We start from the raw sequence: 13,306 nt of genomic DNA, 5'->3' as shown, positions 1-13,306 counted from the left end.
CTCATTATTTCCCAGGTTGTAATAATATCTGCGGTACCTCACTAATAGGATGCTTAAGAACAATCGGCTCTGTTCCGTATACTTCAGCTATTTGTGTACTTGTAATAATTTCTGCAGGCGTTCCAAGGGCCGTTACTCGCCCCTCATGTACGATCATCAATCTCGTGCAATACTGCGCTGCCAAATTCAAATCATGCAGAACAGCTATAACCGTTAGTTCCGACTCCTGCTGCCAAGAACGAATATAATCCATCATCTGTATTTGATAACCGATATCTAGAAAAGTAGTTGGCTCATCGAGCATGAGCAAGCTTGGTTGCTGGGCCATCACCTTGGCCAACGCAACGCGCTGCCGCTCCCCGCCACTCAGACGTTCAATCGTACGGTCTACAAGCCCTTCCAACTCAAGCTTTGTGATAATAGCATCAATGAGTCCATCCGATTCAGTCGTATCTTCCCCTAGCCAATTCTGGAACGGGTAGCGTCCCATCTCCACGACTTCACGAACTGTGAAGCCAACTGGGGGCAAAGCATCTTGCTGAAGAACAGCGAGCCATTTGGCAAGCTCTTTTCGCGAATACGAGGATACCTTCTTTCCTTTTAAAAGCACACTGCCACTACTGACAGGATCCATGCCTGAGAGAAGTCGAAGCAGGGTAGATTTCCCGCTGCCATTGGGTCCAATAATCCCAAAAAACTCCCCCTGCCCAACCTCAAAACTCATATTATCCAGCACTTGTTGCTCTCGAAAGCTCTGAAAAAGCCCCTCCACTTGAATCATCGTGATCAACCTCTCAACGTTTTCTTATCTTTATGGAGCAGATAGGCAAAAAATGGTGCACCCAGAAACGCCGTAACCACTCCGAGAGGAATTTCTGTAGGACTAAGGAGAGTTCGGGCCAAAGTATCTGCCCATAACACATAAATCCCACCGCCGATCGCAGACAAAGGAATGATTAGTCGATAGTCCGGACCAACCAACAGTCGTACCAAGTGCGGTACGATCAGCCCAACAAAGCCAATCACCCCTGCTACAGACACAGCAGCCGCCGTAATCAACGTGGAAGCGATCAGTACGATCAGTTTCGTACGCTCGACATGAACACCGAGATGAGCAGCTTGGCGCTCTCCCAATGCCAGCAGATTTAAAGATCTCGCATAGCTTAGCAGAATCACGATGCCTATTACGAGATAAGGTAAAATCATATACGTATATGACCATCCGCGCATCGATAGACTGCCCATAAGCCAGAAAAGAATTTCATTAATCGTTTGATCCGATATCGCTACCAAAAAGGATACAAACGCACCTAGAAATGCTTGCATAACAACGCCGGATAAAATCAGCGTTTCCATCTTCAGCTTCCCATCAATCATCGCTAACTTCAAGACTAAGAATAGGGAAATAAGGCCTGTCACGAAAGCCACAATCGGAATCGACCATTGTCCGAACCAAGCATATTGCAGCCCGAAATAAATAAGAAAAGCAGCCCCGACAGAAGCTCCTGAAGATACACCGAGCGAATAAGGATCGGCGAGTGGATTGCGCAGAACCCCTTGAAAACCAGCACCGGCTATGGAGAGTACTGCCCCAACAAGGATACCCAGAAGCAGGCGAGGGATTCGTACTTTATTAATGATTTGTTCAGACGATTGTGGCCAGTCCACCTCAATATGACTTCCTATCCAAGGAAGATGTTTCGCCAGAATCCCCACAATATGCGAAATTGGAAGCTGAGCTGAGCCGATGGATAAACTCACCACAATAGAAAGAAGAAGGAGTATAACGCCTACTCCTCCTCCAAGCATTAATTTTCTTTTCATTATTTCACCAATTCAGGATAGATCCCTTTCGCTATTTCCAGCAGCCCCTCCGTCAATCTCGGACCTGGGCGACTTACGGAGTTCTGGTCGAGACCTACCACACGTTTATTTTTCACGGCATCAATGGCATCCCACCCACCGCGTGAACGAATGATTTCTTCTAACGGCTTTTTACTTTTGAAATCGACAATTCCATTCGCGAACAAGATGACATTCGGATTTTGCTGAATGATCTTCTCTTCACTGATCTCGTACCAGCCAGCTTTATCCGCAGCAACGTTAATCCCCCCAGCTAGGGTAATCAATTCATCCATGAACACGCCGCTGCCCACAGTCCAACCTGGTGCAAACTCGATGTATACTTTTTTCTTGTTCTCCTGCTTCACGTCTTTCACGGCATCAACAACCTTTTGACGATCCGTTTTCATTTTGGCAACAACTTTTTCCGCTTGCTCTTGATGATCCGTAATCTGTCCGAATGTTAGAATATTGTTCATGGCATCATCTAACGTTTTGGGATCTACTTTAAATACGTTAATGTTCATCGTACGAAGTTTCTCAACGGATGTAGTATCCATCGAAACACCAGTGATAACAACATTCGCATTCGTAGCAATGACAGCCTCCACGTTTGGCTTTGTAATGCTGCCTAGCTTCGGCTTCGATTTAGCCGCTTCGGGATAATCATCGAAATCCGAGACACCAACAATATTGGCTTCTAGTCCAATGGCAAACAGCGTTTCTGTCTCTGATGGCGACACGGATGCGATTCGCTCTGGCGCTTTATCGAACGTAAACTCTTTGCCTGTTGCATCTTTTACTTTCAAAGGATATGTCGTTTTCTTTGCTGCAGCAGGTGCTGCCGACGATGTCGTAGTTGGCGCCTTCGTCCCCACACCGCCTAGTTTCGATGGATCCGTTATTTCTGTTTCCTTCTTCGCACAAGCCGCTAACGAGATCGCGGTTGCTACCGCTAGTGTAAGAATAAGACCCCTTTTGAAATTGCTCTGTTTCATCACTTAAACCCTCTTTCCTTATTTTCAATTCATAGTCTAAAATAAAAAAGTCCCCTTGTTCACTAGGAACGGAGGAGACGATAAATCGCGGTATATGGCAACGGACTTACGTGCGCTGCTTCCTGATTTAACGCGATCCTTTTCCTCGAAGGATGTTGTATCGGCACCATAGGCAGGTATCCTGACTCTTCAGACTTATACAAGACTGAATTACAGTGGCGGGACCGTGCCGGATTCAAACCGGCTTCCCCTTAACTAATAATGTTCCATTTGGAGCATTACCAGTACCTATAGTTGCAAATTAAGCTATTTGTCGATTATAGACGTTCTCTTATTTTTGCGCAATAATTTGGATGACTTTCAATGCCTCGTCCATTTTCGGAGCATTCTGTGGAATGAACGCATATAACCCTTTACCTTCAAAGCCTTGCTCTTTCATCCATTTGTTTCCAGCAAGCGGAATGCCGTACAGATGCTTCTCCGCGGCCTTACCTTCTTCTTTGATCTCGATAACCCCATCTGGGTAATCCTTAGGGTTGATTATGTTATCCAATGAAACGAATCCCGCTTGGTTGCTCAAGCCTTTGAACTGCTCTTCTCCCAAGATGAAGATCCCGTTACCACCAGCAGCTAGCTCCACAATCATTTTTTCCAATGAAAAAATAGGTGATGTATTCAGCTTTACAGTAGGAATTTCGCCTATCTTGGATTTCAAAGATACTTCCAACTTCTCCGCCGCATCACTTGGAAACCCGTTAGGTCCCATCATAAACACCGATACATCTGCCTTCGGTCCACCACAAGCTGTAAGCATTAACATCATTCCTAGCATGACAACGAATAACCATTTTGCTTTCATGTGTTTGTAATTCCCTCCGTAAAGTACTCTCTCTTTATCGATAATCGCCAGAAAAGTCGGTTTTCACCGACTTTTCTTTCCAGATGTCATATATTCATTTATTTTTTGATCCAGCATCGTACTTAATTCAACAACCGCATCAGATGTCATTTCTCGACCTTCCATGACCATCTGTTCCATTTTACGCCTCAACGTATTGATCTCTTCTTCAAGTAAAGCTAGGGAATTTTGCTTCTTGGCATTTCTGGTCAGCCAACGCTGTCCGAACTCTTGCTCGCGAATTTGAAATTGCTTCTGAAAGTTAGTAAGCTGATATTCCATAAAAGCCACGCTCATCCCTCCTTACTCTTAGAATACCAGTTTTCGTCTCCTATGAACATATGAATTTATAAAGAATATTATAATTTCCTCAAGAAATTACCGATTCTCTCTAATGCTTCATTCAGTTGGGAAACACTATAGGCATAAGAGCACCGTAGAAATCCTTCTCCACCTAAACCAAATACATCACCAGGTACTGCAGCTACCTTAGACTCATACAAAAGTCGCTGTGCGAATTCGTCTGAGGTTAATCCTGTTGCCACAATGCTTGGGAACGCATAGAATGCGCCCTGTGGTTCATGACATTCAAGTCCGACTTCACGGAAGCCTTTGACAACTAATCGTCTCCGTTGATTATAGGATTCAATCATCCGGTCTTTCTCTTCCAATCCATTCGTCAACGCTTCATGAGCGGCTACTTGCCCCATGACAGGTGCACACATGACCGTATATTGGTGAATCTTGGTCATTGCCGAGATTAGCTCTCTGTGACCGCAAGCATACCCCATCCGCCAGCCTGTCATTGCGAAAGCCTTGGAGAATCCGCTAACGAGAATCGTCCGATCCTGCATCCCAGGAACTGCTGCGAAGCTCACATGCTTCTGCCCGTACGTCAATTCCGCATAAATTTCATCAGAAATGACAATCAGATCATGTTCTTCAACAACTTTCGCAATCGGCAACCAGTCTTCATACGTCATAATGCCGCCAGTTGGATTACTAGGATAGCAGAGAATTAATATTTTGGATTTTGGCGTAATCGCATCGCGAAGTGCCTTTTCCGTCAATTTAAACTGATCCTTTGCAAAAGTTTCGATACCCACTGGCACACCACCACTAATAGCCGTGATTGGCGAGTATGAAATATAACAAGGCTCAGGTATCAGAATCTCATCCCCAGGTGTAATGAGTGAACGCAGCGCTAGATCGATAGCTTCACTGCCGCCTACCGTTACAAGCACCTCGTTCGAAGGCTCATATTTCACTTTAAAAGAGGTATACAAATAGTTCGCAATCGCTTCTCGTAGTTCAGGAATACCAGAGTTTGGCGTATATTTCGTTCTGCCGCGCTCCAAGGAATGTACAGCTGCTTCACGAACGTGCCAAGGTGTGGAAAAGTCAGGTTCGCCAACACCTAGTGAGATGATGTCCTCTTTACTATTGCTTACGAGATCAAAAAACTTCCGAATCCCAGAAGGCTTCATTTCACGTACCGCAGGAGCGAGGTAGTCCTTCATCGATTTTTTGCTAGTTTGAATCGTAGTCTCATCCTTGATCATAGCGCTACCTCTCCCTTACGGCGAAACAAGCATTCGGTGATCATCTTCTTGATCTTCGAAAATAATGCCGTCTTGTTTGTATTTTTTCAAAATAAAATTCGTTTTCGTAGAAAGCACACGGTCGATTGGCGACAACTTGTTGGAAACGAATGAAGCCACCTGTTTGAGCGAGCTCCCCTCAATCTCAACGAGCAAATCATACGCGCCAGACATGAGATAAACCGATTTGACTTCCGGATATAAATAGATCCGTTCCGCAATCGCATCAAACCCGCGCCCGCGCTCCGGCGTAATTTGTACTTCAATTAGGGCGGTAACCTTTTCGTCATCTACTTTGCTCCAGTTCACGACCGTCGCGTATTTGACAATGACCTTATCCGCTTCCATCTCGCTTATCGCTCGCGCAACTTCGGCCTCCGCCGTTCCTAACATGGTGGCGATCAGATCCGCGCTCCTGCGGGCGTCTTCCTTTAGTAAATCGAGAATTTTAAGCTTCAAAGTATCCATGGTTAAACCTACCTTTCTGAGATATGTTTCGTTCATCCATTCATCTTACAATGAATTGCTGTCCTAATTCAATTACTGATCGCTGATGAAAGCCAGAATATTTATATATATTTGAAAATTCCGCTAGGATTGGCAAAATAAAAAGCCACTGGATAACCATCCGAGTGGCTCAATGCTCCCAATTCACCTCGTATAAGGGTTAAAAGAGATCCATACTTAAATATCGCTCGCCTGTATCTGGTGCAATACAAAGCACTCGCTTTCCTGCCCCGAGCTTTCTTGCAACCTGCATCCCTGTCCATACTGAGGCTCCAGCAGAAGGACCGACAAGAATGCCTTCCTTACTCGCCAAATCCTTCATCATTTGGATAGCATCCTCATCTGCTACTTGTACAATCTCATCATAGATGCTTGTGTTCAAAATAGCCGGGACAAAGCCTGGACTTGTTCCCACGAGCTTATGTGGTCCAGGGCTTCCACCTGAAAGCACAGGTGACCCCTTCGGCTCCACCACATAAATCTGGATGTTCGGCAAATGCTCACGAAGCACTTCACCAGTCCCCGTAATCGTACCTCCAGTTCCTGAGGTAGCAACAAAAGCATCCAGTTTGCCCTCCATTTGCTGCAAAATTTCAGGTGCAGTCGTTACGCGATGAATACTCGGATTCGCTGGATTTTCAAACTGCTGTGGAATAAAGCTGCCAGGGATTTGATCCCGTAACTCCACAGCTTTCGCAATGGCACCTGGCATCCGCAAAGCGGCTGGTGTTAGAACCACTTCGGCACCATAGGCTTTCAGGATATTAATGCGTTCCTTGCTCATATTGTCCGGCATAATCAAGATGGCCTTGTAGCCCTTGGCCGCCGCGTTCATCGCGAGTCCGATCCCCGTATTTCCGCTAGTAGGCTCAATAATTGTCGCACCTGGCTGAAGTTGTCCTGACTTCTCAGCCTGATCAATGAGATTCCATGCAGCCCGGTCCTTCACGCTTCCGCTCGGATTGAAATACTCCAATTTCACATACAACTCAGCAGCTTCCGGTTCCAATAAGCGATTTACGCGCACCGCGGGGGTATCTCCGATCAGCTCTGTGATGCTATTCACCATTTTTGGTGGCATTGGTGCCCCCTCCTCATCCCTTACTCATGCTACTCACATTTTCACGCTGAAACCTAGCCGCTGTCAAGACTTGACTGCAGGTAACTGGTTTCGAATGAATACCCAAGAGAAAAATGTTGAGCTTCCGATGACGAGTAACAGCACATTGATGACAAGCGGCTCTTTACTCCAAGAAATAACACATATAAATAAAAGTACGCCACATACGCGCCCTACATTCAGTGATAACTCACGCAGAACAATATACTCTTCTCGCTGTTTGGCACTTTCATCATCCGATCCAATTAAGTCAAACACAACGGACACCATTGGAATGGAGTACATGGGGAAAAAAAGTGCAGAACCGATCCCGAATATCAGCAATGTGCTGAAAGACATTTTCCAGAAAAATGGCAAAATCACAAGAACAACCATCACCGAGCCAATGAACATACTCATTTTCCGAAAAGAAGGACGAATGAAACGCCCTGCTGCCCAGAAGCTAACTAACGCTACGGATGAAGTAATTAGAGCGAAATTACCTAGACTGGCTTCACTTGAAGTCGATATGTACACGAGCAATCCAATCATAAATCCAAATACACCCTCACGCACGCCTTGAAAAAGTAAAGCCAGACTTACTCGCTTCCAAGGTGTTTGAGGTTGCCTAAGGATTCGCAGAGGCAATAGCCATTCGTAGGTGCCACTCAATTTCCTCTTCTTCAGAAAAAAACTGACCACAACGCCTAATAGAAATATGCCTAACGAGATGGAAAAGATAAGACGATATCCCGCTCCATCCCCTAACGTAACGATGAGTAAACCTGAAATCCAAGGAGCGATAATCCCTGCACCAGCACCCAATAAGCCAACCCAACCATTGAATCGATCTCGATTATCTGGATCTGTCACTTCAAAGTAAACAACGTTGAAAGCAATCCAGAACAAGCCTACAGAGATCCCTTGGACCATACCTAACCAAACGAAGTAGTGGACACTGCTAGTCCCCATCCAGAGCACCAGCATGTAAAAACACGCTGATATGGATACACCAATACGTAAGCAATTCATTTTATTGTGTTCTTTTACCCACTTTCCAGCCAACCAAAAGGTAATAGCCATCGTCAAATGGGTTGTTAAGGTAAACCAGCCGATTAACGTAAAGTCATTTTTGGCTTTCCACAAATAAACACCGACGAATGTACCCGATAAGGCATTTGCTCCGCCGAATAGTGCATGAACAACGAGCAAAAGGATCGCTTGAGCATCCAGTTTCCCTTTACTTTTCACATTCGTTTGATTCGTTTGCATACTCCTCCTCCTAATTGAGACCGATTATAGGCTTTTGTTAACCTTCCCCTTTGGAGTGAAATTATGAGGCGAATGCACGCAAAAAAACCGAATCCACAAGGACTCGGTTTCATTTCTAACGATCTTATTCTGATTTGATGCGTTCAACCATCAGTAATCGGTCCGTGTCTGAAAGCACTTTCTCAACTCGGAAACAAGATGGACACACATAAACATCCGTCGTGAAAGGGCCTGTTAAGAACGCACTCCCTAACGTTTTGGGAATCGTGGGGGTGAAGGAAGCTCCGCTTGTCACTTCAGTTCCAGCTAGGAGCAAGAATTCATGACAACTTGAGCACTCAGGTGCTTCTTCCTGCTCATCCGTTAATTGTTGGACCTTCTCGCCATACTTATCAAGTGGCTCATCGGAATCATCCCAAGCCAATGATAAATCCTCATCGGATTCGGCATATTCTTGCTCATTGAAACGAAGCTTCTGCCCTGTTTGCTTAACCTTCAAATCAATGCTGCGGTAATCATTCAATTCATTAAAACAGTGTGGACACTCATCCTCTGGTCCAATTTCGGGATCCCAAACGATCTCGGTTTGACACCACGGACATACAACTTCTTCATTGCTACTCATTGCGAAATCCTCCAGCTAATTGCATCTAGGCATATTTCCATACATAATAAACCCCTGCCGCTACAAACACAAGCGCGATAGCAAACAAGGTTCCCCACAGGTATTTCATTGTTCAAGCCTCCAAGACTATGTATGATACTAAGTTACACATGCTCCAACCACATAGGATAAGGAGACAGACAACGTTAAGGATAAGAAACCTACCGCACGATTATCCTTCTTAATTTCCTCATCAATTTTGAAATAAGGCGTTAGGAACTCAAAGATAAAGTATGCGACCAACAACAGCACGAAGCCATATCCGGCCCAAACGAGAGAGTGAATCATGGTGTCATTGTTTAAAATGGCGAAACGGAACAAGTTGCAAATCCCAAAAATTTTCCCACCAGTAGCCATGGCGACCGATAGATTTCCTTTTTTAATTTCAGCCCAATCATCATACTTCGTAACCATTTCGAAGATAGTAAGGAAAACAACAAGCGCGACCACTGCTACAGCAAAAAAAGCAAGCGTAGCTAAATACGGATTACTTAACAAGACATCCACCTCTTCGTTCATATCATCTCCTGCCTTCCTTTACACAAGTAGAGAGATTTTAACGAAATCCCTTATTCCCTATATATGGTAGTAGAGACTGAGTATGACTCAGTCTCTCGCAGGTACAACTAGTATATCATTAGGATTGTTTTTTTTCAGCAAGCTTAGCTTTCATTGCAGCCAATTCATCATTGATCTCACTGCTGCTTCCACCCAAACCAGCAATCTCATCATCTAAGCTGCGGTTTTTGGAGCGAATCTCTCCACTTGCTTGTGCTTCAGCTTCCATTTGAAGAACCTTTTCACTCATACGATCAAAGCCTTTAGCAGCATTGTCTGTACCAAATCCAGACATTGCTTGGTTGATTTGTTTTTGTGCTTTCGCTGTTTCTGCGCGAGCAATTAACAAATCTTTTTTGTTTTTCATTTTATTAAACTCGTCTTTCATCTCCGCCAACTGCCCACGAAGCTGATCCGCATTTGTTTTGGCTAGATCATATTGACGTTTCAGTTCATCATAACGACCTTGGTGCTCTTTCTTATCTTCCAGTGCGCGGCGGGCCAAATCTTCATTCCCTGCTTCCAGGGCTTTCATAGCCTGCTCTGTACGTTTTGTAACCATCTCTTCGGACTCTTCAAATTGCAATTTAAATTTCTTCTCGATAGCAATTTGTTTCGCAACTGCCGTTTCAGCTTCCAAAATATCTTCTTCCATATCGCGTAAAAACTGATTTAACATTTTGACAGGATCTTCTGCCTTATCCAATAAATCATTAACTGAAGCCATTGTCATATCACGAAGTCTTTTGAAAATTCCCATCTAAAATTCCTCCTAAGGTTTAATACTCTTTTATATCTATTTCATACGCATTACCGAAGAATGAGTTTCAAAAAGGATCAAAAATTTAAAAGTTATTTCAATTCGACAACCGTAACCCCAGCTCCGCCTTCATTGTAATTGCCCATCCGATAGCTCTTCACGTGTCGATGTCGACGCAAATATTCTTGCATTCCCGTTCTAAGGACACCTGTTCCTTTACCATGAATCAAATACACTTGGCCAAAATTACTCAAGAAGGATTCATCTAAGAAGCGGTCTGCCTCAATCAAAGCTTCTTCCATATTCATGCCGCGCATATCCAATTCCATTTTGACATTATCATCGCGGGTTCGCTTGAGAGTCGTAGCCACTTTCTGCGGTTGCTTCGACTGTGGCGCATTGCCAGTTTTTTCAAGGTTGGATAACTGAACTTTCATTTTCATAATACCCAATTGAACATTGGCTTCGGTTGTTCCCACTAGCTCAACAACGTGTCCTTTTTGTCCTAATGAAATGACTCTGACTTCATCTCCAGCTTCTATTCGCTCAGGACGCTTCTTCAATGCACGCACTTGCTTGCTGCGCAGTTCTGGTGTTGCTTGATCCAGACGTCGCTTCGCCTCAACTAGCTTGTGGTCCTTGACACCACCGGCTTCTTCCAGTGCCATGCGACGCAGGTCCGCAATGACTTCGTCAGCTTCGCGGCGAGCTTTGACAACAGCTTCGCGAGCATCGCGCTCCGCTTTTTCGAGCAGCTTATCACGTTGCTCATCGAATTTGAGCTGCTGAGCCTCCAACGATTTGCGCATCGCTTCAGCTTCTTTACGCAACTCTTCCGCAGCATAACGTTCAGATTCTGCGATCAGGCGATTTTCCTCGAGGGACGCAATCATCGACTCTACGCGCTGATCTTCCTCTCCTACCTGTGTTCGCGCATGTTCAATAATGCGACGAGACAATCCAAGCCGCTCAGCAATAGCAAAAGCATTACTTCGCCCAGGAACACCGACTAACAAGCGATATGTCGGACTAAGCGTTTGAATATCAAACTCCATGCTAGCGTTAATCGTACCTTGTTTCTGATAAGCATACGCCTTCAATTCCGAGTAATGCGTTGTTGCAATAATGCGGCAGCCAATTTGATGAATATAGTCCAAAATTGAAATCGCCAGTGCGGATCCTTCAGCAGGATCAGTACCCGCGCCTAACTCATCTAGCAATACTAAGCTTTTCGGTGTCATATCGCGCAAAATGCTAATGATATTCGTCATATGACTCGAAAACGTACTTAAGTTTTGCTCAATACTTTGTTCATCGCCAATATCCGCATAGATGGCATCAAATACGCAGAGCTGCGTCCCTTCTTCAGCGGGTACAAACAGTCCAGACATCGCCATCAGACTCAGAAGTCCAACCGTTTTAAGAGAAACCGTCTTACCGCCTGTATTTGGGCCAGTGACGATAATTTGTGAGTAATCGTTGCCCAACTCCAGATCGAGTGGCACAACGGCATCCGCCGCGATCAACGGGTGTCTTCCTCTTTTAATCTTAATAAAGCCTCTATCATTCAATCTTGGCATTGTAGCCTTTAATTCTCTAGCTAGACCTGCTTTGGCAAAAGTAAAATCAAGCTCTGCTAACTGATCCACATCCAAAACAAGCACTTCCACTTGTTCAGCAACTAGCTCAGTCAATGCCCGCAGAATTTTCTCAATTTCAGCCTCTTCTTTAAATTTGAGTTCACGAATTTTATTATTTAATTGCACGATAGCATCTGGTTCTATATATAGTGTCGCACCCGAAGCTGACTGATCATGAATCATTCCGCCAAAGCTGGAACGATACTCTGATTTCACAGGAATAACGAATCGGTCATTCCGAATCGTTATGAGCACATCCTGCAGCATCTTCTGGACAGAAGAATTACGAATCATTTGTTCCAATCTTTCGCGCACTCTACCTTCACCTGTGCGAAGCTCACTTCGAACTCGCCCTAATTCAGGGCTAGCTCCATCAACAACTACTGCATTTTCGTCGATGCAGCTATTGATTTTATCTTCTAGTTGTTTATTTTCTGTCAACAACTCCACTTGCGCCTTTAACATTGGGATCGCATATTCCTCATGAGCAGCAAGCACAAATCGCTTCAATCTACGCGATCCAAACATCGTAGTTGAGATTTCCAACAGCTCTGTCGGATTCAGCATGCCACCAATTCTAGCTCTATGCAGAGGCGCACGAATATCTCGGATGCCCCCGAAAGGTGCATTCCCTTTTAACCTCTCTACATTTACCGCCTCATCAGTAGCTTGTAAGCGAAGCTTAACGAGTTCGAAATCTCCTTTAGGTTCCAGCTTCTCCGCTGTCTCTTTACCTAATGATGTCGAAGCATGATGAGCTACTTTATGTAAAATCTTCTGATATTCTAATGTTTTTATTATTTTCGGATTCAATGTTCCAACCTCTTTTCTCTACCCTATATTATAAACCAAATAGATCCTGATTAGCTACGGAGACAATGATTATATGGAAGATACTGCCCACCATAATTATTACAAAGTTGGATACACTAAGTCGTGCATCTAATCCTCTGCCAAAGGAATTGCAAATCTTCACAATCAAAGCATCTTTTCAAAAAATCGTTTTTTTGTCAATGGTCCTATTCCATGACAGAAAGAAGGAGGTTCACGACATGCATCTTCTTGGACATCTGGTAAGGTTTATTGTTTCAGCTTTGGTTTTAATGTTTGTAAGCTGGTTAGTTCCAGGGTTCTCAGTCGGCGGATTTTGGAGTGCATTTTTCTTGGCACTCGTTATCGCAATCGCGGCTTGGATCATTGAAGGAATCTTCGGCAAGCAAATCACCCCATTTGGCAGAGGACTCGTAGGTTTTATTGTGAGCGCATTAGTCATTTGGGCCGCTCAATTTATTGTGACCAATGTGTCTACGAGCATGATAGGTGCCATTTTAGCTGCTTTAGTCATTGGGATCATCGACCTATTCATTCCAGTGAAAACCCCTTTCGAACAGGGGATCACTGGTAGAGAAGATCGTCGATAAACTTGTCAGTTTCCATAACTGATAGCTAAAGTAAAGCCAAAAAAAA

Annotated in this window: 14 protein-coding genes and 1 riboswitch; of the genes, 1 reads left to right on the top strand and 13 read right to left on the bottom strand. The window is 44.4% G+C overall.

The features are described from left to right. Positions 1-4 precede the first annotated feature (4 nt). The 13 genes from ASL11_RS02875 to ASL11_RS02815 form a co-directional block, all read right to left on the bottom strand. Positions 5-781: a heme ABC transporter ATP-binding protein gene (locus ASL11_RS02875; protein WP_056609415.1), complete on the bottom strand. Its 777-nt coding sequence runs from the start codon at positions 779-781 to the stop codon at positions 5-7. 5 nt (positions 782-786) lie between these two features. Next, the gene (locus ASL11_RS02870; RefSeq protein WP_056609413.1) at positions 787-1,824 is read right to left on the bottom strand and encodes a FecCD family ABC transporter permease; all 1,038 of its coding nucleotides are present in this window, start codon (positions 1,822-1,824) and stop codon (positions 787-789) included. Continuing rightward, complete coding sequence (locus tag ASL11_RS02865; protein WP_056609411.1) at positions 1,824-2,840, bottom strand: ABC transporter substrate-binding protein; 1,017 nt, start codon at positions 2,838-2,840, stop codon at positions 1,824-1,826. The genes ASL11_RS02870 and ASL11_RS02865 overlap by 1 nt, the downstream gene beginning before the upstream one ends. 154 nt (positions 2,841-2,994) lie before the next feature. Further along, a riboswitch (cobalamin riboswitch) is annotated at positions 2,995-3,147 on the bottom strand. A 24-nt stretch (positions 3,148-3,171) separates the two neighbouring features. After that, positions 3,172-3,699 carry a hypothetical protein gene (locus tag ASL11_RS02860; RefSeq protein ID WP_056609409.1) on the bottom strand — a complete coding sequence of 176 codons (528 nt, stop codon included), beginning with the start codon at positions 3,697-3,699 and terminating at the stop codon, positions 3,172-3,174. Positions 3,700-3,762: 63 nt separating this feature from the next. Then, positions 3,763-4,020 carry an aspartyl-phosphate phosphatase Spo0E family protein gene (locus ASL11_RS02855; protein WP_235550360.1) on the bottom strand — a complete coding sequence of 86 codons (258 nt, stop codon included), beginning with the start codon at positions 4,018-4,020 and terminating at the stop codon, positions 3,763-3,765. Positions 4,021-4,097: 77 nt separating this feature from the next. Continuing rightward, entirely contained in the window at positions 4,098-5,300 is a 1,203-nt protein-coding gene (locus ASL11_RS02850) for an aminotransferase class I/II-fold pyridoxal phosphate-dependent enzyme (RefSeq protein WP_056609406.1), read from the bottom strand. A gap of 15 nt (positions 5,301-5,315) precedes the next feature. After that, positions 5,316-5,807 (bottom strand): Lrp/AsnC family transcriptional regulator, encoded by a 492-nt coding sequence (locus tag ASL11_RS02845; RefSeq protein WP_056609404.1) that lies wholly within the window; start codon positions 5,805-5,807, stop codon positions 5,316-5,318. A gap of 199 nt (positions 5,808-6,006) precedes the next feature. After that, positions 6,007-6,927 (bottom strand): cysteine synthase A, encoded by a 921-nt coding sequence (gene cysK / locus ASL11_RS02840; RefSeq protein ID WP_056609402.1) that lies wholly within the window; start codon positions 6,925-6,927, stop codon positions 6,007-6,009. Positions 6,928-6,990: 63 nt separating this feature from the next. Further along, complete coding sequence (locus tag ASL11_RS02835; RefSeq protein WP_056609399.1) at positions 6,991-8,217, bottom strand: MFS transporter; 1,227 nt, start codon at positions 8,215-8,217, stop codon at positions 6,991-6,993. A gap of 124 nt (positions 8,218-8,341) precedes the next feature. Next, positions 8,342-8,842, bottom strand: a complete 501-nt coding sequence (locus ASL11_RS02830) for a hypothetical protein (RefSeq protein ID WP_056609397.1) — start codon at positions 8,840-8,842, stop codon at positions 8,342-8,344. A 138-nt stretch (positions 8,843-8,980) separates the two neighbouring features. Further along, complete coding sequence (locus ASL11_RS02825; RefSeq protein ID WP_056609395.1) at positions 8,981-9,400, bottom strand: DUF350 domain-containing protein; 420 nt, start codon at positions 9,398-9,400, stop codon at positions 8,981-8,983. 118 nt (positions 9,401-9,518) lie between these two features. Then, a complete protein-coding gene (locus ASL11_RS02820; RefSeq protein ID WP_056609392.1) occupies positions 9,519-10,199 on the bottom strand; it encodes a PspA/IM30 family protein in 681 nt (226 codons plus the stop codon). A gap of 92 nt (positions 10,200-10,291) precedes the next feature. Further along, positions 10,292-12,652: an endonuclease MutS2 gene (locus ASL11_RS02815; protein WP_056609389.1), complete on the bottom strand. Its 2,361-nt coding sequence runs from the start codon at positions 12,650-12,652 to the stop codon at positions 10,292-10,294. A gap of 239 nt (positions 12,653-12,891) precedes the next feature. Between ASL11_RS02815 and ASL11_RS02810 the strand changes: the two genes are divergently transcribed. Continuing rightward, a complete protein-coding gene (locus ASL11_RS02810; RefSeq protein ID WP_056609386.1) occupies positions 12,892-13,260 on the top strand; it encodes a phage holin family protein in 369 nt (122 codons plus the stop codon). Positions 13,261-13,306 lie beyond the last annotated feature (46 nt).

Origin of the sequence: Paenibacillus sp. Soil750, assembly GCF_001428045.1 — a bacterium.
Taxonomy (GTDB): Bacteria; Bacillota; Bacilli; order Paenibacillales; family NBRC-103111; genus Paenibacillus_E; species Paenibacillus_E allorhizoplanae.
The sequence above is the reverse complement of the archived record's forward strand: the minus strand, read 5'-3'. Positions and strand labels throughout refer to the sequence as shown.